Source organism: Dyella halodurans, from assembly GCF_026283925.1.
GTDB lineage: Bacteria > Pseudomonadota > Gammaproteobacteria > Xanthomonadales > Rhodanobacteraceae > Dyella > Dyella halodurans.
In genome coordinates this window covers 43,188-64,406 of sequence record NZ_JAPDPF010000012.1, presented here as the reverse complement: position 1 = coordinate 64,406, position 21,219 = coordinate 43,188, and the positions used below count along the sequence as shown (strand labels likewise).

The 21,219-nt window shown below is 64.8% G+C and carries 21 protein-coding genes and 1 tRNA gene; 5 read left to right on the top strand and 17 right to left on the bottom strand.

What is annotated here, in order from left to right:
- Positions 1–193: 193 nt before the first annotated feature.
- The 3 genes from OUZ49_RS19395 to rplM all read right to left on the bottom strand — a co-directional run bounded on the left by OUZ49_RS19395 (position 194) and on the right by rplM (position 1,152).
- Positions 194–267 (bottom strand) — tRNA-Gln (locus OUZ49_RS19395).
- A 54-nt stretch (positions 268–321) separates the two neighbouring features.
- On the bottom strand, positions 322–714 hold the full coding sequence (rpsI, locus tag OUZ49_RS19390; RefSeq protein ID WP_266152260.1) for a 30S ribosomal protein S9: 393 nt from the start codon (positions 712–714) through the stop codon (positions 322–324).
- Between the two features lie 9 nt (positions 715–723).
- Positions 724–1,152 carry a 50S ribosomal protein L13 gene (gene rplM, locus OUZ49_RS19385; RefSeq protein WP_046972628.1) on the bottom strand — a complete coding sequence of 143 codons (429 nt, stop codon included), beginning with the start codon at positions 1,150–1,152 and terminating at the stop codon, positions 724–726.
- 131 nt (positions 1,153–1,283) lie between these two features.
- Here rplM and OUZ49_RS19380 point away from each other — a divergent pair, with 131 nt between their 5' ends.
- Positions 1,284–2,486: a (Fe-S)-binding protein gene (locus OUZ49_RS19380; protein WP_266152259.1), complete on the top strand. Its 1,203-nt coding sequence runs from the start codon at positions 1,284–1,286 to the stop codon at positions 2,484–2,486.
- 10 nt (positions 2,487–2,496) lie between these two features.
- Positions 2,497–3,138 (top strand): 2-polyprenyl-3-methyl-6-methoxy-1,4-benzoquinone monooxygenase, encoded by a 642-nt coding sequence (coq7, locus tag OUZ49_RS19375; RefSeq protein WP_266152258.1) that lies wholly within the window; start codon positions 2,497–2,499, stop codon positions 3,136–3,138.
- Positions 3,139–3,298: 160 nt separating this feature from the next.
- Here coq7 and speD read toward each other — a convergent pair whose 3' ends face one another.
- The gene (speD, locus tag OUZ49_RS19370; protein ID WP_026633844.1) at positions 3,299–4,084 is read right to left on the bottom strand and encodes an adenosylmethionine decarboxylase; all 786 of its coding nucleotides are present in this window, start codon (positions 4,082–4,084) and stop codon (positions 3,299–3,301) included.
- Between the two features lie 362 nt (positions 4,085–4,446).
- Here speD and crp point away from each other — a divergent pair, with 362 nt between their 5' ends.
- Positions 4,447–5,061, top strand: a complete 615-nt coding sequence (crp, locus tag OUZ49_RS19365; protein WP_266152257.1) for a cAMP-activated global transcriptional regulator CRP — start codon at positions 4,447–4,449, stop codon at positions 5,059–5,061.
- Here the strand turns inward: crp and OUZ49_RS19360 are convergent.
- From OUZ49_RS19360 to OUZ49_RS19330, 7 genes are all read right to left on the bottom strand, one after another.
- Entirely contained in the window at positions 5,058–6,077 is a 1,020-nt protein-coding gene (locus tag OUZ49_RS19360) for a bifunctional helix-turn-helix transcriptional regulator/GNAT family N-acetyltransferase (RefSeq protein WP_266152256.1), read from the bottom strand. The two genes, crp and OUZ49_RS19360, sit on opposite strands and share 4 nt — an antisense overlap.
- Positions 6,078–6,145: 68 nt before the next feature.
- Positions 6,146–6,847 carry a haloacid dehalogenase-like hydrolase gene (locus tag OUZ49_RS19355; protein ID WP_266152255.1) on the bottom strand — a complete coding sequence of 234 codons (702 nt, stop codon included), beginning with the start codon at positions 6,845–6,847 and terminating at the stop codon, positions 6,146–6,148.
- A 3-nt stretch (positions 6,848–6,850) separates the two neighbouring features.
- Complete coding sequence (gene trpC, locus OUZ49_RS19350; protein ID WP_266152275.1) at positions 6,851–7,645, bottom strand: indole-3-glycerol phosphate synthase TrpC; 795 nt, start codon at positions 7,643–7,645, stop codon at positions 6,851–6,853.
- A 45-nt stretch (positions 7,646–7,690) separates the two neighbouring features.
- The gene (gene trpD, locus OUZ49_RS19345) at positions 7,691–8,767 is read right to left on the bottom strand and encodes an anthranilate phosphoribosyltransferase (protein ID WP_266152254.1); all 1,077 of its coding nucleotides are present in this window, start codon (positions 8,765–8,767) and stop codon (positions 7,691–7,693) included.
- Positions 8,764–9,360 carry an anthranilate synthase component II gene (locus tag OUZ49_RS19340; RefSeq protein ID WP_266152253.1) on the bottom strand — a complete coding sequence of 199 codons (597 nt, stop codon included), beginning with the start codon at positions 9,358–9,360 and terminating at the stop codon, positions 8,764–8,766. The genes trpD and OUZ49_RS19340 overlap by 4 nt, the downstream gene beginning before the upstream one ends.
- Positions 9,361–9,518: 158 nt before the next feature.
- The gene (locus OUZ49_RS19335; RefSeq protein ID WP_380005173.1) at positions 9,519–10,313 is read right to left on the bottom strand and encodes a L,D-transpeptidase family protein; all 795 of its coding nucleotides are present in this window, start codon (positions 10,311–10,313) and stop codon (positions 9,519–9,521) included.
- Positions 10,314–10,392: 79 nt separating this feature from the next.
- Positions 10,393–11,799: a C40 family peptidase gene (locus OUZ49_RS19330; protein ID WP_266152252.1), complete on the bottom strand. Its 1,407-nt coding sequence runs from the start codon at positions 11,797–11,799 to the stop codon at positions 10,393–10,395.
- Positions 11,800–11,970: 171 nt separating this feature from the next.
- Here OUZ49_RS19330 and OUZ49_RS19325 point away from each other — a divergent pair, with 171 nt between their 5' ends.
- Positions 11,971–12,702, top strand: a complete 732-nt coding sequence (locus OUZ49_RS19325) for a M15 family metallopeptidase (RefSeq protein ID WP_266152251.1) — start codon at positions 11,971–11,973, stop codon at positions 12,700–12,702.
- Positions 12,703–12,955: 253 nt separating this feature from the next.
- Here the strand turns inward: OUZ49_RS19325 and OUZ49_RS19320 are convergent, their stop codons facing one another.
- The 3 genes from OUZ49_RS19320 to trpE form a co-directional block, all read right to left on the bottom strand.
- Positions 12,956–13,642: a hypothetical protein gene (locus OUZ49_RS19320; RefSeq protein WP_266152250.1), complete on the bottom strand. Its 687-nt coding sequence runs from the start codon at positions 13,640–13,642 to the stop codon at positions 12,956–12,958.
- A gap of 241 nt (positions 13,643–13,883) precedes the next feature.
- A complete protein-coding gene (locus OUZ49_RS19315) occupies positions 13,884–14,585 on the bottom strand; it encodes a hypothetical protein (RefSeq protein ID WP_266152249.1) in 702 nt (233 codons plus the stop codon).
- A 2-nt stretch (positions 14,586–14,587) separates the two neighbouring features.
- Positions 14,588–16,063, bottom strand: a complete 1,476-nt coding sequence (gene trpE / locus OUZ49_RS19310) for an anthranilate synthase component I (protein WP_266152248.1) — start codon at positions 16,061–16,063, stop codon at positions 14,588–14,590.
- A gap of 147 nt (positions 16,064–16,210) precedes the next feature.
- Between trpE and OUZ49_RS19305 the strand changes: the two genes are divergently transcribed.
- Positions 16,211–17,446 (top strand): hypothetical protein, encoded by a 1,236-nt coding sequence (locus tag OUZ49_RS19305; protein WP_266152247.1) that lies wholly within the window; start codon positions 16,211–16,213, stop codon positions 17,444–17,446.
- 150 nt (positions 17,447–17,596) lie between these two features.
- Here OUZ49_RS19305 and OUZ49_RS19300 read toward each other — a convergent pair whose 3' ends face one another.
- Genes OUZ49_RS19300 through pdsR form a run of 3 tightly spaced genes read right to left on the bottom strand, consistent with a single transcriptional unit; the run spans position 17,597 to position 20,928 of the window.
- Positions 17,597–19,609 (bottom strand): ATP-binding protein, encoded by a 2,013-nt coding sequence (locus OUZ49_RS19300; protein WP_266152246.1) that lies wholly within the window; start codon positions 19,607–19,609, stop codon positions 17,597–17,599.
- A 33-nt stretch (positions 19,610–19,642) separates the two neighbouring features.
- Positions 19,643–20,239, bottom strand: a complete 597-nt coding sequence (locus OUZ49_RS19295; RefSeq protein WP_266152245.1) for a hypothetical protein — start codon at positions 20,237–20,239, stop codon at positions 19,643–19,645.
- Positions 20,239–20,928, bottom strand: coding sequence for a proteobacterial dedicated sortase system response regulator (pdsR, locus tag OUZ49_RS19290; RefSeq protein ID WP_283255943.1), 690 nt, complete (start codon positions 20,926–20,928; stop codon positions 20,239–20,241). Before pdsR ends, OUZ49_RS19295 begins: the two co-directional genes overlap by 1 nt.
- Between the last annotated feature and the right edge of the window lie 291 nt (positions 20,929–21,219).

The following is a 21,219-nucleotide window of genomic DNA, read 5'->3' as shown; positions in this document are numbered from 1 at the left end:
GAGCGAGCCGCGTCAGCGTGTAGGACCAGGATTGTTCGCCCCATCCATGGGGCTCACCCCTACGCGCTGCGCGCTGCGGGGCCAGCGCTGGCGCGCTGTCCAAATTCGTTCCGGACGAATTTGTCGAACGTAGGGTCGCCTCCTGTGTCCCAGGCAAAATAAAAAGCCCGCCGTAAAGGCGGGCTTTTTATTTTGGCTGGGAGACTAGGATTCGAACCTAGATAAACGGAGTCAGAGTCCGTTGTCCTACCGTTAGACGATCTCCCAAAACCCTGCGGAGCGGTGCGCTCTGACTTGATGCACCGTACCGTCGAAGCGCGATTAGCGCTTCGAGAACTGGGTAGCGCGGCGGGCCTTGTGCAGACCGACCTTCTTACGCTCGACCTCGCGGGCGTCGCGGGTCACGAAGCCAGCCTTGCGGAGCTGCGGCTTCAGGGTTTCGTCGTACTCGATCAGCGCACGGGCGATGCCGAGACGGATCGCACCGGCCTGGCCGGTGATGCCGCCGCCGGCAACGGTGACATTGACGTCGAACTTGTCGCTAGCCTGGATCAGTTCGAGCGGCTGGCGCACGATCATGCACGAGGTTTCACGACCGAAAAACTGCTCGAGGCTCTTGCCGTTGACGATGATCTCGCCCTTGCCCTTGCGCAGGAACACGCGGGCGGCGGAGGTCTTGCGGCGGCCGGTGCCGTAATTTTGCTGGATCGCCATGATGGTTCCTTAGAGTTCCAGCGCCTGCGGCTGCTGTGCGGTATGCGGATGTTCGGCACCGCCGTACACCTTGAGCTTGCGGTACATCGCGCGGCCGAGCGGATTCTTCGGCAGCATGCCCTTGACGGCGATTTCGATCACGCGCTCCGGGTGCGTGGCCAGCAGATCCTTGAGACTCATGGTCTTCAGGTTGCCGACGTAGCCGGTGAAGCGGTGGTACATCTTGTCGTCCAGCTTGGCGCCAGTGACGGCAACCTTCTCGGCGTTGACCACGACGATATAATCGCCCGTGTCGACGTGAGGAGTGAACTCGGGCTTGTGCTTGCCGCGCAGACGGCGGGCGATCTCGGTCGACAGACGACCGAGCGTCTTGTCCGTTGCATCAATCACGAACCAATCGCGCTTGACGCTTTCCGGCTTGGCGCTGAACGTTTTCATTTCAGAATACCTAGTCTGCCGCCACCAGGGCGGTACACGTAATCGGTGGAACAAAGGCGCGAGATGATAACGGAGTTTTCATCAATCGCGCAAGCCCACCGACCGGCGGGCTGCGAGCTGGCGATGATAGCATGATCGGCATGCCCGATGAAAAGCCCCCCCTACGCATTGCCTCGTTGGCGGACCAGTGCGTCCAGTGCGGGCTGTGCCTGCCGGTGTGCCCAACCTATGCCCTGGATGGCAACGAGGCGGAGTCGCCGCGCGGCCGCATCGCCATAGCGGCCGCGCTGGCGCGGGGCGAGGTGGAACCCACGGCAGCGCTGCGGGAACACCTGGATCATTGCCTGGGTTGCCTGAACTGCGAGCGGGTCTGCCCGGCCAATGTGCAGTATGGCGAGCTGCTGGTGGAAACGCGTGCCCTGTTGGGACCTGCACCGGATCGACCACGGCTGCTGCTGGCACTGATCAAGCGACCTGCCTTATGGCGGCTCGCTAGCCGTCTCGCCCGCATGTTCAGGCTCGCTCACTGGAAACGGCGCCTTGCGCAGCGACTGCCGCCCGCCTCGGCGTGGCGCGCCGCTCTGGGCACGCTGACGGATGCGCCGAATCAGGCCGCACTGCCAACGCCCCCGGCCGACGCTCCGTCGGCCGAACCAGGCGTCGCGCTGTTTCCAGGCTGCGTCGCCAGCATCGAGGATGCCCAGGCCCAGCAGGCGGCCATCACCTTGCTGCGCGCGGCGGGCTATCGGGTTTCCCTGCTGCCCGCCTTCTGCTGTGGCGCCATCGATCTGCACGGCGGCGAAGCCGAGGGCGCCGAGCGCGCCGCACAACGCGTGCGGGACGCGTGGCAGGCGGCGGGAGCCCAGTCTTTGGTGTCGGTCACGCCAGGCTGCCTGGGCACGCTAAGGCGCGCCCTGCCGGGCGTCACGGTTGCGGACCCGATCACCCTGCTTTCCGCGCGTGCGAATCAGTTGCGCTTCCAGCCGCTGGCCCGACGCGTTGCCGTGCATTTGCCCTGCACGCAAGTCAATGTGGCGCGCAGCGAAACCGCCCTGCTTGGTTTGCTGCGCCAGGTGCCACAGCTGGAAGTGAAGCCGCTGCCACGTCCGCCGCACTGCTGCGGTGCCGCCGGCTCCCACATGCTGGAGTTTCCGCAGCGCGCCGCGCGCCTGCGCGACGCCACGTTGGAACAAATTGCCGCCTTGGCACCCCAGCAGCTGTTGTCGTCCAATATCGGTTGCCGCCTGCATCTGGCCGCAGGGATGGACGAAGGCGGCCGGCACTGGCCACACCTGCACCCACTGACCTTGCTGGCCCAGCAATTGATCCCTTAGAGGTACCGCCATGAACGCACGCACGCTTTCCCCGCTTGATCGTTTGCTGGCTGGCCTCGAACGCGCACTGGAAACCGTGGCCGGTTCGCCGGAAGCCGGCCGGGCCTCGCCCGCCGAGGCGTTTGACGAGTCCGACATGGACGACGCCGAGCGCCGCCACGCCGCCGGGCTGATGCGCATCAACCACACCGGCGAGGTTTGCGCCCAGGCGCTGTATGACGGCCAGGCCGCGTTGGCGCGCAGCGAGGAGAACCGCGAGCACCTGGAACATGCCGCCAGTGAGGAAACTGACCATCTGGCCTGGTGCGCGGAGCGCCTTAAGGAACTGGACAGTCGCCCCAGCCTGCTCAATCCACTGTGGTACGCGGGCAGCTATGTGATCGGAGCCGCTGCCGCACTAGCCGGTGATCCGGTGAGCCTGGGTTTCGTGGTCGAGACGGAGCGCCAGGTGGAAGCGCATCTGGAAGAGCACCTGGACAAGCTGCCGCCGCAGGACGAGCGTTCGCGCGCGATCCTTACGCAGATGCAGGCCGACGAGGTACGCCATGCGCATGAGGCCAAGCTGCGCGGCGGCATCGACCTGCCGTTCCCGATCCCGGGGCTCATGCACCTGAGCTCGATGGTGATGAAAGCGGTGGCCTACCGCGTTTAGACCGCGCGCCCCTCTGTGTAGGAGCGCACCCTGTGCGCGATCGGGCTTGCGACGGCGTCTGCGCTTCGTAGGCTTTTCGCACACAGGGTGCGCTCCTACAGGGGCAATCGGAATAAAAAACCCGCCTTTCGGCGGGTTTTTTATCGCTCGCACCCGAAGGTCACATCAGGTTGCGGCCGTGGAACAGCTCCTCGATCTCGCGGCGCAGCAGCGACTCGATGCGCTGGCGCTCCTTGAACGAGAGATCGTCGGCATGCGCCTCGAACAGATACGTATCCAGGTCGAAATCCTTGATGTGCATCTTCGTGTGGAACATGTTTTCCTGGTACACGTTCACGTCGAACATCTCGTACTTCTGGCGAATGTGCTTGGCCAGGTAGTCCTGTACGGAGTTGATCTTGTGATCGATGAAGTGCTTCTTGCCCTTCACGTCGCGGGTAAAGCCGCGCACGCGATAGTCGGCGATGACGATATCGGACTCGAAGCTGTCGATCAGGTAGTTCAGGGCCTTCAGCGGGGAAATGACGCCGCAGGTCGCCACGTCGATATCCGCGCGGAACGTCGCGATACCGTTGTGCGGGTGCGTTTCCGGGTAGGTATGGACGGTGATGTGGCTCTTGTCCATATGCGCCACCACGGCACCGGAGATGGTGTCGCGGCCCAGCTTCTCGACCACCGGCTCCTCGGAGATGAGGATGGTGACCGATGCACCTTGCGGATCGTAATCCTGGCGTGCGATGTTCAGGATGTTGGCGCCAATGATCTCGGCCACATCCGTCAGGATCTGGGTGAGACGGTCGGCGTCATACTGCTCATCGATGTATTCGATATAGCGTTGACGCTGTTCTTCGGACACCGCATAGCAGATGTCGTAGATGTTGAAGCTCAACGCCTTGGTCAGGTTGTTGAAACCCTGCAGACGCAGGCGGGGAAGTGGTTTCACCACAACGGCTCTCCATGACCGGGACGTACGGCCAGCAGCAGAGGCGGGTTAGCGACAAGGGTCCCCGCTGGATAATTCGACGTGAAAGCCTGAAGCTTCCACGACCCTTGTGACCGGAGCGCGACAAGGGGATCGCGTCCGAAAGACCGTGAAGTATGCGGCAAAAAAAAGAAAAACTGAACCTTCGGCAGGTCTTGTTAGTTTGCCATAATGCCCGGAGGGGGGATGGATTGGACACACGGGGGCCGCTTGCGGGCCTCGGACCTTAATCTACGGGACACATCGTGGCGCAACTCAAATATCAGCTACAACAAGCTTTTGAACGTTCTCAGGCGCCAGCCAATTTTGCACCGGACCCGGCATCCATGGAGCGTTTTCTGGCCCTTTGCCACCGGCGCCGTTACCCGGGCAAGACGGCCATCATCCGCCCGGGCGATCCGGCCAACACGCTGTACTACATCATCGACGGCTCCCTCGCCGTATGCACCGAGGACGAGCAGGGCCGGGAACTGATCCTCGCCTACCTCAGCCGTGGCCAGTTCATCGGCGAAATGGGCCTGTTCGTGGAACAGGCGCAGCGCGAGTCGATGGTGCGCACCCGCACCGCCTGCGAGATGGCCGAAATCAGCTACGAACGCCTGTTCCAGCTGATGGAAGGTCCGCTGCGCGAGGAGTGCCCGAAGATCCTGTTCGCGATCGGCTCCCAGCTCACCAACCGCCTGCTGCGCACCTCGCGCCAGGTCAGCCGCATGGCGTTCATGGACGTCACCAACCGCATTTCCCGGACCCTGCTGGACCTGTGCCAGGAGCCGGACGCCATGACCCATCCGGAAGGCACGCAGATCCGCATCTCGCGCCAGGAAGTGAGCCGCATCGTGGGCTGCTCCCGCGAAATGGTCGGCCGCGTGCTCAAGCAGCTGGAGGAGCAGGGCATGATCGACGTGGCCGGCAAGACCATCGTGGTGCGCGGCACCCGCTAACCGGTACGCCGGGTTCGTTTCGCCGCACCCTGCCCCAGCGGGTGCGGCCTCCGGGAGTTCTCTTCGTAGACCATGTAGACGTCGGCCCGCTCGTAATGCGAGCCGGGCCGCACCGACGGCTGCATGACAAAGCCCGCCTGCTCGTACATGCGCAACGCCGTCTTCAGGCGGCTGTTGGACTCCAGGAACAGCTCCCTGCCCTGGCGCCGCTGAAATTCGGCAATCGCCGCGTCGAGCAGGCGACGCCCGGCGCCCAGGCCGCGGAATGCCTCGTCCACGCCCATCTTCGACAGCTCATAGACACCGGGCGATTCGTGCAACAGCGCGCAGGTTCCGATGATTTCGCCGCCCAGGCGGGCGAAGAAGATGGCGCCGCCGGGCTTCAGCACGTAGCGCCCGGGGTCGCCGAGCACGACGCGATCGATATCTTCCAGACGGAAATACCGCTCCAGCCATGCTGCGTTGAGGCGGTAGAAGTGTTCCTTCAAAGCCGGCTCGTACGAAATGATCTCCAGCTCGGCTGCGCCGAGCGCGGCATGCTCGGCCAGTATGGACGCCACCAGCGGGCGCTCCTGCAAAGCCTTTTCGCAGGCATCGAGAGCGGCCAGCAAGGTCAAGCCGTCCTGACCCAGCGAAGCCATCGCCCCGCGCCTGATCGCGACCCACACCGGGCCAAGCGAGGTCAGCGCGCCACGCCCCTTGTCCGTCAGCACCAGCAAACTGCGGCGGCCGTCCCGTGCGTCCTTGCGCCGCTTCACCAGGCCGGCGCGCACCAGCTTGTCCGCGAGCTGGCTCACGGCGGAATGGGTCTGGCCGATGGCCGTGGCCACCTCACTGACCGTGGTCGCATCGTGCTCCCACAGGTAGCGCAGCACCGGGAACCAGCGTGACTCGATGGGTGCCCCGCAGCTGCGATAGACCTCGTCAGCCGCCGCGTAGAAATGGTCGCTGAGCGCCTTGAGCCGACTGCCCAGGGCCAGTTCACCGAGCGATGCGAGGTACATCAAAGGACCCATCTGGCAATTGCGTTAGCACTAACGTAATTGCCAGGAATCCATCACGCAACCCTGCCGGACGTCAGGCCCTAGAACCACTCCACCCGGGTGATGGTGCGCCCCAGCGCCTTTTCCATCTTCTTGCACAGCTTCGGCGTGCCATTGACCAGCACCGCCTCGCCGGCCGGCTTGAGCATCGGCACGTCCACCAGCGAATCGCTGTAGGCCACATGCCACTCCTTCACGCCAAGCTCGCCCAGCCGGACGAGCTTGCGCTGCCCCAGGTTGTGCAGCCGCACGCGCATGCCCAGGATGCCGGGCCGCAGTTGCGAAGCCAGCACTTCGATGCCGCCCAGCCCGAGCTGATCGAGGATATGGCTGACCAACACCTGCTCACACCCCGTCACCACGATGACGCGGTCGCCCTCCGCCTGATGACGACGCAAGGCCAGCAAGCCATCGCGACTGAACTGGCGCGGACGCCGCACCAGGCTGGCAGCGAACGCTTGCGCCACCGCCTGGTAGCGCCGCTCGTTCAAGCCCAGCAAGGCCACATGGACCAGCGTACGCGCCGCCTGCTTGCGCGAAAACGGCAGCACCAGGGCGATCCACGGCAAGGCCAGCACGCCGGCCAGCTTGCGCAGCAAGGAGCGCTCGTAGCACTCACGCATGAGCAGGGAAAACGCGTCGCCGTGAATCAGTACGCCATCGAAGTCGAACAGCACCGTACGCGCTGCGGTCGCGGCCACCTCCGCAGCATCCGGCATCAACTCTTTTTCTACTGTCGCCATCACTTACTTGCCGTCGAACAGGCGCTTGAGCTCGCTGCCAGGATCGTCCGCACGCATGAACGCCTCGCCGACCAGGAACGCGTTGACGCCAGCATCACGCAGCAGGGCCACGTCGTCGGATGTATGAATACCCGACTCGCTGACCAGGATGCGGTCGTATTCCATCAGCTGCTGCAGCTCCAGTGAGGTCTCGAGCGAGGTGTGGAAGGTACGCAGGTTGCGGTTGTTGACGCCGATCAGCGGCACCGGCAAGGCCAGCGCTCGCTCCAGCTCTTCGGCATCGTGCACTTCGCACAACACGTCCATGTCGAGTTCGGCCGCGAGCATCGACAGCTCCAGCAGGGCGCCATCGCTGAGCGCGGCGACGATCAGCAGGATGCAGTCGGCGCCGATCACGCGCGCCTCATACACCTGATACGGATCGATCACGAAGTCCTTGCGCAGCACCGGCAGCGAACAGGCTGCACGCGCCTGCTGCAGGAAATCCTCGCAACCGTGGAAAAAGTCGCGATCGGTCAGCACCGAAAGACAGGCTGCACCTCCCGCTTCGTAGCTGCGTGCAATGGCGGCGGGATCGAAATCGGGGCGGATCACGCCCTTGCTCGGACTCGCGCGCTTCACTTCGGCGATCACGGCCGGCAGGCCAGCGTCGATCTTGGCCTCGATCGCCGCGGCAAAACCACGCGTGTCCGGAAGATCCCCCACGCGCGCGGAAAGCTCGATCAAGGGGAGCCTGGCGCTGCGTTCGGCGACCTCTTCGGTCTTGCGGGTCAAAATGCGTTGGAGGATGTCGGTCATGTCGGCAGCGTAATCGGTCATTGCGTGAAAAACGTGGCAAGAGCGTCAGTGCTGATCGGCAAGACGCCGTGTCGCAGCCACGAAGGCGTCCATTTTCGCACGAGCTGCGCCGCTGGCGATGGTTGCGCGCGCCAGCTCGATGCCGGCGGCGATCGAATCCACCACATTGGCTGCGTAGAGCGCCGCACCCGCATTGAGACAAACGATGTCGTGTGGCACGCCGCCGCGACCATCCAAAGCCTCCAGCAGCATAGCGCGCGATTCCTGCGCATTCTCCACCCGCAGGTTGCGGCTGGACGCCATGGCCAGGCCGAAATCCTCCGGCTCCACCTCATATTCACGCACTTCGCCGTCGCGCAGCTCGCCCACCAGGGTCGCTGCGCCCAGCGAGATCTCGTCCATGCCGTCGCGTCCCCATACAACCAGTGCATGTTTCGCGCCGAGCGCCTGCAGGACGCGCACCTGGATGCCCACCAGGTCGGGATGGAACACGCCCATGAGAATGTTGGGCGCACCCGCCGGATTGGTCAGCGGCCCAAGGATATTGAACAGCGTGCGCACGCCCATTTCCTTGCGCACCGGCGCCACCACCTTCATCGCGGGATGATGATTGGGTGCGAACATGAAGCCGATGCCGGTTTCATGCATGCATTGCGCCACCTGCGCCGGCGGCAGGTCGATCGCCGCGCCCAGCGCCTCGAGCACATCGGCGCTGCCCGACTTGGACGACACGCTGCGACCGCCATGCTTGGCGATGCGCGCGCCCGCTGCCGCGGCCACGAACATCGACGCGGTGGAAATATTGAAGCTGGACGCACCGTCACCGCCGGTACCGACGATGTCGATGAAATGTTCATGCGGCGGCAGCTCGACCTTGGCGGAAAGCTCACGCATCACGCGCGCCGCGCCGGTGATCTCGCCCACGGTTTCCTTCTTCACGCGCAGGCCGGTGATGATCGCTGCGGTCATCAGCGGGCTCACTTCTCCGCGCATGATCTGCCGCATCAGCTCGATCATCTCGTCATGGAAGATCTCGCGATGCTCGATCGTGCGCTGCAGCGCCTCCTGCGGCGTAATCGTCACGCGGCGGCCGACTGGCGGGATGCCGGACACGTCGTTCATGCAGCCAGCCGCAGCGGCAGGCCGAGGAAATTGCGCAGCAGGTCATGGCCGTGCTGGGTCAGGATCGACTCCGGATGGAACTGCACGCCCTCGACGTTCAAGGTCTTGTGGCGCAGCCCCATGATTTCGTCGATCGATCCATCCGGATTTTCCGTCCACGCGGTGACTTCAAGGCAATCGGGCAGCGAGTCCTGCTCCACCACCAGCGAGTGATAGCGCGTGGCCTCGAACGGATCGGGCAAGCCGGCAAACACGCCCTTGCCGCGATGGCGTACCGGCGAGGTCTTGCCATGCATGATCTGCTTGGCGCGAATCACCTTGCCACCGAAGACCTGGCCAATCGCCTGGTGCCCCAGGCATACGCCGAACACCGGGATTTCCCCGGCCAGTTCACGCAGCACGTCCAACGACACGCCCGAATCGTCCGGCGTACCTGGTCCCGGCGAGATCATGATGTGGGTGGGTCGCAGCGCGCGGATGCCAGCCACGTCCAGCGCGTCGTTGCGCACCACGTTCACCTCCTGTCCCAGCTCGCCCAGGTATTGCACGAGGTTGAAGGTGAAGCTGTCGTAGTTGTCGATCATCAGCAGCATAGAGAGGCCAACTTATTGATTAAAGGCAACAATTGAGCACGAAACGAGGCGCTATTGCCGCCCGATGGAGAACGCCCGGCCGCGGCTACGCGGTGGCAGAAGGTGCATTGTGCTCAAACTGGCGCCGCAGTGCAGCAAATAGCGGCTTCGGCACGCGCTCAGGGCTGCTGCCCCACTTCAGGCAAGTGCCAGGGCAACTGCAAACGGGCGTACTCGGTTTGCGGCAAAAGCACGAAGACCGGGTGATCCTCCGGCTTGAGCCACGCCAGCAGCTGGCGCATCACCGGTTCCGGCATGGCGGTGCAACCGGCGGTGGCGTCCGTGGGCGATTTCCATACATGGGCAAAGATGCAGCTGCCTGCCTTTTCGCGCCCTTGGGCGTTGTGCTCGATGACGAAGCCGACCTTGTAGAGCTGGTCGCCATGGAGATGCAGGTCGCGTCGCATCGGCTCGCTGGAACCGGCCACCGCCTGCTCGCCCACCTGGCGCGTATCGACGATGCGGTTGTAGTAAGGCGAACCGCTCACATCCATGCAGTAGTCGGATACCTGCAGTGCACGATATGGCAGTTGGGTATCCGTCTTCGACGCGTAGCCGAACGCCTCGCCAATGCGATACACGCCAGCGGCGCTGCGGCCATCGCCTTCCTGTTTCTGCGGGCCCTCTGCCTGTGCTGCGTTGAGGCCCAGACCCCAGGCAGCACCCGCGTGCCCGATGGTTACAGCTTGCGCGCCGGCGACCTGATGCCAGGTATCGCCTGTGCGTTGGTACGCGCGCAGCACGCCGTGATCGGTGTTCCAGTCGGGAATCACCACCAGCACCAGCTGGCGCGAATCGCGCCAGCCCGTCGCGCCCTCGCCAGCCAGGGCGATGGCGCTCGCGACGAGGGCCACGAGGGCGATGCCGCAAGCCAGGACTCGGCGGTACCCGGAACGACGATGGATGGGTGGCATGCGAAGTCGCGTCAGCAAGGATCGGAACCGGTGCGCCCAGCCTGCCTCAATGCGTCCGGGATGGGTAGACCCCGGTGGATCAGGGTCGGACACGCACGATGCCGGTCATGCTGTCCACATACGAGTGCTTGCTGTCGAGCATCAAGGGCAGCAGGGGCGTCACCGACACCGCATTGAGCTTGACCTCGCGCAGCGCCCCGCTGTCATCGCGATAGCTGATGCCGGTGGTGTCGTGGATGACGTACGGCTCTCCCCCACGCCGGCCAATCACCATCATCACGTGACCCGGTATGTAGACCAGGTCGCCCACCTGCAAGGCGTCGACTGCCTGCATGCGGGCATCGTGGCGGTCCTTGCTGGTGAACACCTGATGCGCCAACGCCGGACTGACCGCCTGCCTGCTGGTATCGCGCGGCATCTGCACGCCCATGCTGCGATAAACGTCCGCCACGAAACCGCTGCAATCGCGCCCGTCGTAGGCATGCCCCCAACCATAGCGCTCGCCCAGGAACTTGAACGCCTGGCGCAGAATATTCGCTTCGGTGAGCGGCAAGTGATCGGCGGCGGTATCCGCCTGCCGTTGGATCAACGCCGGCGAGAAGCCGAGCGTGCCGGCTGCCGTGCGTATCGGCAGTTCGATCACATGCGAGGTATAAGGCGATTCGCCATTGACGGGCTGGTCGGCGGGATGGTCGGCCAGCATGGGTACGCCAGCGCCCATATCCAGCTGCAGTTGCGACAGATCCGGCTGTTCGGGCGAGTAAACCGTCTCCACCCGCGGACCCGTCACCACGCGCCGCGGCTGCCTTTGCGCATAGCCGAAGACCTGTTCGGCCGAACCCTCGGCGACGTTGTCCTTGCGTGTCCATGCGGCATAACGCGGACTAAGCACGAACAACCATTGGCCATCGCGGCTTGCATGCGCAATCACCACCGGCGTGCCGGGGAACTCAGCCGTCTCCTGAAAGCGATCGATATCGCTGTCGTCCGCCGAGGTGAACACGCGCAAGTCGGTCGGGAAACTGCGCAAGGCGGCGCGACGCAGCACCAGGCCATAGCGGGTGGATTGCTCCATCGGCACGTTGTCGAGCGCGAGCCGATCGGTGATCTGCTGGAGCGTATCCGCGGGTACTCGTTCGCCTTTCGCGTCGTAAAGCGGCTGCTTCGGCAGCACGGAGATGTTCTTGATCCAGGCCAGCACTTGCTCCTGCACCAGCAGCGTCGGCAGGCTCCGAAGATCGCGCATGGACGGATCGAGCTGGAACAGCCGAAGATTCTGCGCCGAGATGGCGTCCGCGCCGAGCAGCACCCGATCAGGCTGGGCCAGCTGTTGAATCCAGAATTCGGGCGTGAGCATGGCTTCGTTGTCCACGCCGATAACGCCAGAAGGTGGCACCTGCCCCTGCCCGCCTCCATGGGACGCGTGCACGGGTACGGCAACCAGGGAGACGGCGAATAGCAGTGCTGCGGCAGGGAACAATCGCATGCTGATCCTTTACGTCGAAGCCAATGCGGGCGTCGCAAAGCGTCGAGCCCCGCGGCGAGGATATCGCCTCACGGCGCCTGATGCTGCTCCATGCCCGCTGCGCGGCGTGCACATGAACCACCTGCGCGCCGAGCCTGTACGATGCCCCACACCACGGCAAGAGGAGACGGCATGAACGTGTTCGGTGTCCCGGTCGGTGTCTTCGCGCTGGCCTTGGCCGGCTTGCTGCTGGCCAACCATGCGGCGGCGGACTCAACGCCGGCGCTGTCGACCGCCACCACCACCGCTCAGGCAGGCCTGGTCGATATTCGGCAACTGGTGCCGGACATCGCCGAGGACATCAAGTACGCCGGCAGCGACAACTTCGTTGGTGCGCCGGTGGATGGCTATCTCGCACCAAAATGCTTCCTGCTGAGACCCGCGGCCGAAGCACTCGCCCGCGTCGAACACGACTTGCGCCCACGCCATCTTCGCCTGCAGTTATTCGACTGCTACCGACCGGCACGCGCGGTAAAGCATTTTGTACGCTGGGCGTCGGACCTAGCCGACCAGCGAACCAAGGCCGCGCATTACCCCGATCTGGACAAGAGCCAACTGCTCGGTGACTACATCGCGCCCGTATCGGGGCATAGCCGTGGCGCTACCGCGGACCTGACCCTGCTCCAATGCGATGCCAGCGATGCACATTGCGCGCCACTGGACATGGGCACGGGCTTTGATTTCTTCGGCCCGTTGGCAAACACCGATTCGCCGCTGGCGACACCCGCCCAACGCACCAACCGCGCCCTGCTCCGCGACGCCATGGAGCGTGAAGGCTTCCGCAACTACCCGATGGAATGGTGGCACTACACGCTCACGCCGGGACCCGCGACGGACACGATTTATGACGTGCCGGTGCAGTGAGCGGTATCGCTCTGGTGCCTGGACACGGTGTATTCGATGGTGGTGACAGCCATGCGGGCTTGCTTTCCCATCGAGCTGAGCCAGCCGGTCAAATGACGAACCCGGAAGATCAGTCATCACCGCCTGATCGGAGTATCGGACCAGTCTGAAAATCCTTCGCCTCTTCACGCGAACAGCGCCCTTTGCTCCGCATCCTTACGGCGAGGGAAGCCAGCAAAAAGCGCGCGGCACTAGAGGCCGCGCGCTGGTTCGATCATGAAGCGGCCGGATGTAGGGCTACACAATGATCACCCTCGCATTCGATCTGCACCAGATCCGCACCCGGGCACTGCGCCTCAAACATGGCACGCGCGCCATCGACCATCAGCACCCGGATCGCGCGATCGCATTGCTTTGTCGAAGCGATGTTCTGGGCCGCATTGAACATGGGGCTGCTGATGCGGCGATCCAGGCTAGCCAGATTACTCGAGCTCGGCGAAGCGTTCGGAGCGCCCTGCGCTGCATACGATGAGCCATTCGCAACCGGCACCGTGGGGATTGACGCGTACGACGAAGGAAGCAGCACGCTCAATTTGTCCGGATAGTGATGTGCCGCACCATTGGAAAAATCGACGACGATACCGATCAAGCCGCCGAACAAAATGTTGCCCCAAACCATGCCGCGCACATTCGATTCATACGACTGTTGAGCAATCTGTTTGCCGTCCTTAGCGCAAGTGACATTGAGGCTCTGCGAAGAGCGGCGGACGACGGCCGTTCCGGGTACAGCCAGATGAACGCTTCCGCTACCGTTGCTCAGCGTGCAGTCGGCCGTGACGCTCTGGTCAGCGGCGCGTGCCTCCACGGAAACGTGTTGATAGCGACCGCCTACGATCGATGCGCAAGCCGTAAGGCTCATGGCACAGGCTATTACAACGACCTTCTTCGATAAATGCTGCATGTCGTTCCCCTGACAAAGAAATCCCGCGCGTTCACCAGTCATCCCTCCAGGAAGCCCGGACGGCGGGATACGAACAGGCGGCGATAGCGCGTATCCGCGACGGCCCGTGGAATGCGGGCGACCTGTCTGGCGACAGGCGGGATGCCTAGGCACGACCAGCCCCCCGGTGATCGTGCCCGTACATTCTTGCAGGAACATGGAAAGAAATACGAGTCCCCGAGGCAAGGAGAGGGCGCCTGCGCTATGGACTGCCGCCTGGGGTTACCGAAGGAAAGGCCAGCACGTTCGAGGTATAGCTCTCGATGACCAGACTGAAAGGGCGGTTTGCCTGGTCGTACAGCACCGCCCGGTGCTGCAGCACGAAGTGCGGGATCACCAGTGCGTCGGCCTGGGATGGCGGCAAGGAGGCACCGTTCTCCCAGCCCGGCGGCAGTGGTGACCACAACAGATCGGCGGTCAGCGTCTGCCGGCGAAAATGCAGTGGCTGCACCACCTTGCCGAACGGCGTATCGGTGGTATCGAGTTCGCGATTCATCGCGTCGGTCAGGCGACCGGGCACGTACCAGTTATCGGCTTCGGAAAGCACATGGCCGCCGCAAGCGAGCTGCACGCGACGGTAGCGCACGAATTCGTCCGCTCCGATGCCAAGCTGTTCGCGCGCGCCTTCCGGCAACGGCTTGTCCACGCCGTGGACGCGCTCGGCCACCACGGTGGCCTCGACTGCCAGATGATGCGAACCGCACCAGCGCTCCAGGGTCAAGGTGGCGCTTGGGTGACTCAAGAGATCGGCGTTGAGCGACTGCAACAGCGCCAGCACTTCCACGCGCGAGGTGAAGTCGCCACGCCAGACCGCGGGTGCGTCGGGCGCCCGTGCAGGCACCGAGGTGACGAGCAAGCTGCCGGTCAAGCCCAGGACACAGGGCAATACCGCGTGCCGACGCATGCTCACAACCCTTGCGCCGCCTGCGCCACGGCGCGGAACAGCGCGCGCCCCTTGTTCATGGTCTCCTCCCACTCGGAAGCAGGGTCGGAGTCATAAACGATGCCGGCACCGGCCTGCACATGCAGGCGGCCACCCTGGATCACGGCGGTGCGGATGGCGATGGCCGTATCCGCATCTCCCCACCAGCCGATCCAGCCGATCGCGCCGGCATAGATGTTGCGCTTGTACGGCTCCAGTTCCTGGATGATTTCCAGCGCGCGGATCTTCGGCGCGCCGCTAAGCGTGCCAGCCGGGAACGTCGCCTTGAGCACATCCATATAGCCGATGCCGGGACGCACGCTGCCTTGCACCTGCGAGACGATGTGCATCACGTGCGAATAGCGCTCGACCGCGAAGGATTCGCTGACTTCCACGCTGCCGGTCTCGCTGATGCGGCCGATATCGTTGCGCCCAAGATCAATCAGCATGACGTGCTCGGCACGCTCCTTCGGATCCGCCAGCAGCTCGGCTTCGAGCGCCTGGTCTTCTTCCTCGGTGGCGCCACGTTTGCGCGTGCCGGCGAGCGGACGCACCACGACCTTGCCGTCCTTCAGGCGCGCCAGGATTTCCGGCGATGAACCCACGATCTGCGTGGCGCCGAGATCGACGAAGTACATATAGGGCGACGGATTCAACGCACGCAGGGCGCGATAGACATCGACGGGCCGCGCATTGAAGCCCACGCTCAGGCGCTGCGACGGCACCACCTGGAAAATATCGCCCGCGCGAATGTATTCCTTCGCGCGCTCCACCATCGCCTCGAACTCCTCCTTGGTGAAGGAGGACTTGAAATCGCCCTCGTCCAGCGCGGTCGACTGGTTGAGCTGGGGATAGGACACGCCACTCTGGCGCAGGCGATAAACCAACGCGTCCAGGCGGCGCTGCGCTTCGGCATAGGCGTGGGGCTGCGACGGGTCGGCGTGCACGATCAGGTACAGGCGTCCCTTGAGGTTGTCGAAAACCGCCACTTCCTCGGCGAGCATCAGCAACACATCAGGCGTATCCAACTCATCGGCGCGGTCCCAGCGCGCCAGGCGCGGTTCGATATAGCCAATCGTCTCGAAACCGAAATAGCCGACCAGGCCGCCACTGAACGCCGGCAGTTGCGGCAGGCGCGGCACGTCGTATTGCTGGCGCAGCTTTTCGATCTCGCCAAGTGGGTCTTCCACCTGGCGACGCTCGGTCACTTCACCGGCATCCTCCACTTCCAGCTCGTGCCCGCGCAGCCGGTAAACGCGCTTCGCCGGCAGGCCGATGATGGAATAGCGTCCCCAGGTGGCGCCGCCCTCGACCGACTCGAACAGGAAGGTATACGGGCCATCGGCCAGTTTCAGATAAACCGACAGCGGCGTGTCGAGGTCGGAGAACACCTCTCGCACCAGCGGAATGCGGGTATGGCCCTGCGTTGCCAGTGCGTCGAATTCTTCTCGGGAGATCACGTGGGGGAGTCCGGATGGCCAAGCTTGAACGGCCATTGTAGGGGCAGCACCGCGCCGAACCGAAGCCTGCACGGTGGCTTGTCGGCCCGACGCCAGGCCCCTACCCTTGCCGGATCGGTGCACGTTGCGGCACTGCAGGGGAAATCGATGGATATGGATCACCGTTGCCTGGTGCTTTCCGGCCGCCTGCTCGACGGGCAGGACCCCGCCATCGTGCACGCGCGCCTGGCCGCCGCCTTCGGCTTGGAGATGAGTGGACTGCGCGAGCGCGTGTTCGAGCGCGCGCCGCTAATCATCCGCCGCGGCCTCGACCCCGCCGCCGCCGATGCCCAAGTGGCCCAGCTACGCGCCCTGGGCGTGGAGGCCGAGTCCCTGCCTGATAGCGAGGCGCTGGTCTGGTTGCGACGCGGGCAACAAGTGCGCGGCCCGATTCCCGAGGCCGCACTGACGCGTTATGCCCAGCCGGGCGACCAGTGGTGCCACGACGGTGGCCAGCAATGGTTTACCTGGCAGCCCGTCGCCATCGAGGCACCGCTGCCGCCTCCGCTGGCCGCAACCGTCACGGCGACGGACCAGTTCACCCAGGCAACGACAACAGAGAGCTCCCGCCAACTGCCTCCTCCTCTACCGGAGCTGGAGCAACAGCAGGATGAGTCATCGCCTCTGCCACCCTCGTCAGCGGATGAACCAGCCGCCGCCAAGGGCCCGCTCTCCCGCTTTGCGGTGGCGGCGGCCTTGCTCGGCCTGCTTGTGATGGTCTGGCGCTCCTTGGCTCCGTTAGCCACCTTGATCGCATTGGGCGCCCTGCTTTTCCTTTACCGCCGCCCCCTGTTGCGCGGGCGGGTGTATGCGGTGGCTGCGTTGATGCTGAGCGCAACGGCGCTATTCCTGTGGCTGGCACAACCCGCGCCGGTGGCCACTGCCGCGGCCCACCACTATGTCGCCAGGCCTTTGAAACCCTTGGCACCAAGTGAGCGCGCGGTGGCGGCGGAAGCACCCGTGCCGTGCAAGGCGCAGGCCGTCGCGCCGAAAAACGACGAGGACCGCTTCCTGCTCACCGGTCAGCGCGTGCTTACCGGGCGAGCGCAGCGCAAGGGCGACACCTATGTTGCCGAAGCCGCCGTCTCGGTGAATGGCCAGTGCCAGCCGGACGCGCTGCAGCTTTACGTATTCCGCAATGGCGTCTTCATCGGCACCGCGCTGGAAGCGGCGGCCAGTCCTGCCACGACCAAGCTTGCGGACTTCGACCTTGTCGACGACCAGCACCTGCGCATCACCCTGGCCCAATGCACGGACAAGCCGGGCGACTGTGCCGTCACCACGATCCGGCAGATTGCCGTGTTGCCTGGTGCAAGTGGGTGGACGCTGGGGGAGCTGAAGTGAAGTAACGCTATCGGAGCGCACGCCGTGCGCGACAAACCAGCAGGAATGCCGGTTTGCACAGCGTAAGCTGCCCGTAGGGCGAGGGCCAAGGATGGCCCGAGTGAAAAGCCTGCGCAGCGGCGATGCCGTCATCGCGCACTGGGTGCGCCCCTACAAGCGCTGCCGTGGCATGCCATGCAAGTGCAGGGTGAACGCTACGCCACTGCCATCGTCCAGATTGCGCGCCATCGCCACGCCACCGTGGCGCTCGGCGACCAGTCGCACGACGTAAAGCCCCAGGCCCAGATGCGGCGCATCGCCCGGCGTGGCCTTGTCGCGCAGGCTGACCAGTGAGTCGAACAGGCGGCCGTGCATCGCTGCCGGCAAGGGCTGCCCCTGGTTCGCCAGCTCGATCTCCGCGCCATCGCCCTGCGCGCGCAGGCTCAGGCGCAACCAGCCGCGCTCTGGCGTGAACGACAACGCGTTGTCGAACAACTTGTCCAAGGCCTGCGCGATCAGCTCCGGCGCGCAGTGGAGAGACAGCGGGCCCTCAGGAAGCACGCACTCGAGTCGCCGCGTACCCGCCAGCGGGCGGTAGGCTTCGCAGCAACCCCGCACGACTTCGACCAGGTCGACGTCCTCCGGCTCGGCGGCGGCAATCGCCCGCTCCATCCGGCTCGCCTCGCTCATGGCCCGCACCAGCGCGCCCAGCCGCGCCACGCCATCACGCGCACGCGCCAGGTAGGGCTGCGCGTCGGGAGGCATCGCCTGCTGCGCCTGCAAGGTGTGCTCGAGATTGTCGAGTGACGACTTCACGATCGCCAGCGGCGTGTTCAACTCATGCGACAGCTTGGACGCCAGCGTGCGCAGGTAGTCCGTATAACCGCCCACCACCTCGAACAAGCGCTCGAAGCTGCGGGCCAGGTCACCGATCTCGTCTTCGGAACCCGTCATCGGGAAGGGGCCTTCCAGACGTCCATCATTCAATTGCGCGCGCTCGGCCGCATCGCGCAGGCGACCCAGCCGAAGGCTCAGGCGGGTGGCGAAGACCAACAGAATCGCACCTGCCACCAGCAGCACGCCGAAGCTGGTCAACAGCAGGCCCAGCAGCGCACGGTTGGCCAGCAGCGGCACCGCGCGGCTGGATTGCTCCAGCAGCAGCACGCCGCGCACCTGGTCGTCACGCACGATCGGCACCGCCGCCGCCAGGACGACGCTGCCGCGCGCCTCGCCCTGTCGCCATACCGTGGCGGGCGTACCCTTGCTGGCTTTCTGCACCTCGGAAGCATCGAGTCGCGGCACGTCCTGCGTCCACGGCTCGGCGTCGCCCACCTGGTCAGCCAACAGCGAGCGATACACCAGGGCGGCGAACCAGCCCGGCTGATCGCCCGGCGCCGCAATCGGCGTGGTGAGATGCCCGGTCTGCGCCAGCAGCCAACCTTGCGGCGCCAGCACGCGCGCCTGCACGCCATCGAGCGCGAGCTGCGCAAGCTCCTTGGAGAGCGCCGGCGCATAAGCCACCAACGGCCGGCTCTGCACTGCCTGCGGATCGCCACCCGTGGCCGCGTCGTAAACGGACAGTCCCAGCTGGTCAAGCGCAAGGCTGCGCGGCAGGCGCAACTCCACGCGGTAACCGCTGCCGTCTTCCTGCCACTGCGCTGTGATCAGCTCCGGCAGGCCGGCCACAGCGGGATCGAGCGGCCGCGCCGTCAACTGCCCCGGCGCCGCGCTCGCCAGCAGGTAGCGGCGCGACTGCTCGCCCTTGCCGAGGCTCAACACCAGGTGATCGGCCGTCAGGGCATTGGGATCGCCCGCGTCGGCGCGCGTGCGGTGCGTACTACGCACGTCGGCGTACAGATAGAGCCAGTCCGCGTCTTCGGCCAGCAGCACCTTGCCGCGCTTGTCGAGCGGCTGGCTCCATGGCGTCAGCGGGGCCCAATCATCGCCATAGCCATCCACGGTGATCGGATTGACCGCCTGTTGCACGTACCAGCCGGGTTCGGCGGGCGGTAACGGGGCATCGGTAACGACCAGACTGCGCGCCATCGCGCGCGCCGACGCGGTAAGCGCCTGTGCCTGGCCTTCGCGCAACAACGTTTCCATCTGCCGCACGTACAACCAGCCTGCCACCGGCAGGGCCAGCGTGCACAGGGCGACAAGCAGCAGTTTGCGGCGCAGGGTCATGGCGCGACGATACCGAAAGCGGAGCGCACCGGCTTAATGCCGTGCAGCCTTGTCTTTGGTATCCAGCGCCGGCGGATAAGCTGTGTAGTGCGACTGTTCCACCACGCGCTTGAACAACGCGAGCAGGTCCTGCCGACTCGCATCGTCGTGCGCCAAGGTCATCGACCAGCTCAGCCGGACGCCGCTGGCCTTGCCCGGATCGCAGAACACCACGGCGTCGTCCTTGTGATCGTTGCCCTGGTAGAGCACGCCCTGGCAGGGCATGCCGACATTGGCCAGGGGAAACGCGCTGACCTTGCCGGCCGGATCAAGCTGCAGGTAATGCTTGCGGTCCTCCTGCACTTCGGCATCGAGCGTGGCCAGTTTGGCCGGCCATACGTTCAGCACCACCACGCGATCCGGCTCGCCCGTCCAGTCGCCCTTGTACAACACCAGGTTCACGCCGATGGCTTTCGCATACACGCAGCAATCCTGCGTCCAGCCGTCAGGCAGCTCGGTATGGATGGACCAACCCGGCGCCACGCCATCCAACTGGCCATGCACCAACACCGACTTCTCGCTGGCGGCACCGGCGGCATGCGCGGCCCCTGCCCACAGCAACACACTCATCAAACCCAACAAATACTTCATTACGGCTTCCATCGGTAACCCACGCCATGCACGGTCTCGATCGCGTCGAACTCCGGCGCCACGGCGATGAACTTCTTGCGGATGCGCTTGATATGCGAGGTGATGGTGGCGTCGTCCACCACCAGTTCGGCTTCGCGCATCAGCTGGTCGCGATTCTTCACGTGGCCGGGGAAGCGTACCAGCGTATGCACCATCCAGAACTCGGTGACGGTGAGTGGAATCTCCTCGCCGTTCCAGGTGATGCGCATGCGCTCCGATTCCAGCTTGAGCGGGCCGTGTTCGATCACCGTCTCGCTGGAGGTCGGCACCTTCAGCGACTCGATGCGACGGAACAGCGCTGCGATGCGGGCCGCCAGCTGGTGCAGGCTGGTGTCCTTGCTGAGGTAGTCGTCGGCACCCAGGCGCAGGCCGGAGATCACGTCGAAGTCCGAATCACGCGCGGTGAGGAAGATGATCGGCAGCGTCGACGATTTCGCGCGCAGCTCGCGGCACAGGTCGAAGCCGCCCTCCGGCTCGTCGCCCAGTCCGATGTCGATGATGACCAGCTCGGGCAGGCGCATCCCGAACGCACTGGAGGCCTCCTGCCGCGAACCGTAGCCACGCGTCTCGTAGCCAAAGCGATTCAAGGCTTCGACGTAGTTCGCGCGGATCAACGGCTCGTCTTCGACGATGGCGATGCTGCGGCCCATGGCTTGCTCCCACATGACGATGGCGCGCAGCGTGAAGGCTGCGAGGCGGGCACGCAAGCCGGCAACGCCATCTGCCAGCAATTCGCCATCTGTGGTCGGCGCACGGCCATGTTGCAGCCGAGGCGCCAGGCACAGCCCAAGCCGCCGTCAGGTCACGGCCCGATCTTGCCCGCATCCTGCCACTTCAGGGCCTCCCGGCCTGCTCGGGCCGGTAGCCGAATGGAGCCATCTACGCAGGAGTCCTGACACATGCGCCCTACCGGCCAGCCACCCGTCGATCCCAACGCCGAA

Coding starts and splice junctions, on each gene's coding strand:
- rpsI (WP_266152260.1), bottom strand. CDS start 714: ATGGCGATCCAGCAAAATTACGGCACCGGCCGCCGCAAGACCTCCGCC.
- rplM (WP_046972628.1), bottom strand. CDS start 1,152: ATGAAAACGTTCAGCGCCAAGCCGGAAAGCGTCAAGCGCGATTGGTTC.
- OUZ49_RS19380 (WP_266152259.1), top strand. CDS start 1,284: ATGATCGGCATGCCCGATGAAAAGCCCCCCCTACGCATTGCCTCGTTG.
- coq7 (WP_266152258.1), top strand. CDS start 2,497: ATGAACGCACGCACGCTTTCCCCGCTTGATCGTTTGCTGGCTGGCCTC.
- crp (WP_266152257.1), top strand. CDS start 4,447: ATGGAGCGTTTTCTGGCCCTTTGCCACCGGCGCCGTTACCCGGGCAAG.
- OUZ49_RS19360 (WP_266152256.1), bottom strand. CDS start 6,077: ATGGGTCCTTTGATGTACCTCGCATCGCTCGGTGAACTGGCCCTGGGC.
- OUZ49_RS19355 (WP_266152255.1), bottom strand. CDS start 6,847: ATGGCGACAGTAGAAAAAGAGTTGATGCCGGATGCTGCGGAGGTGGCC.
- trpC (WP_266152275.1), bottom strand. CDS start 7,645: ATGACCGACATCCTCCAACGCATTTTGACCCGCAAGACCGAAGAGGTC.
- trpD (WP_266152254.1), bottom strand. CDS start 8,767: ATGAACGACGTGTCCGGCATCCCGCCAGTCGGCCGCCGCGTGACGATT.
- OUZ49_RS19340 (WP_266152253.1), bottom strand. CDS start 9,360: ATGCTGCTGATGATCGACAACTACGACAGCTTCACCTTCAACCTCGTG.
- OUZ49_RS19335 (WP_380005173.1), bottom strand. CDS start 10,313: ATGCCACCCATCCATCGTCGTTCCGGGTACCGCCGAGTCCTGGCTTGC.
- OUZ49_RS19330 (WP_266152252.1), bottom strand. CDS start 11,799: ATGCGATTGTTCCCTGCCGCAGCACTGCTATTCGCCGTCTCCCTGGTT.
- OUZ49_RS19325 (WP_266152251.1), top strand. CDS start 11,971: ATGAACGTGTTCGGTGTCCCGGTCGGTGTCTTCGCGCTGGCCTTGGCC.
- OUZ49_RS19320 (WP_266152250.1), bottom strand. CDS start 13,642: ATGCAGCATTTATCGAAGAAGGTCGTTGTAATAGCCTGTGCCATGAGC.
- OUZ49_RS19315 (WP_266152249.1), bottom strand. CDS start 14,585: ATGCGTCGGCACGCGGTATTGCCCTGTGTCCTGGGCTTGACCGGCAGC.
- OUZ49_RS19305 (WP_266152247.1), top strand. CDS start 16,211: ATGGATATGGATCACCGTTGCCTGGTGCTTTCCGGCCGCCTGCTCGAC.
- OUZ49_RS19300 (WP_266152246.1), bottom strand. CDS start 19,609: ATGACCCTGCGCCGCAAACTGCTGCTTGTCGCCCTGTGCACGCTGGCC.
- OUZ49_RS19295 (WP_266152245.1), bottom strand. CDS start 20,239: ATGAAGTATTTGTTGGGTTTGATGAGTGTGTTGCTGTGGGCAGGGGCC.
- pdsR (WP_283255943.1), bottom strand. CDS start 20,928: ATGGGCCGCAGCATCGCCATCGTCGAAGACGAGCCGTTGATCCGCGCG.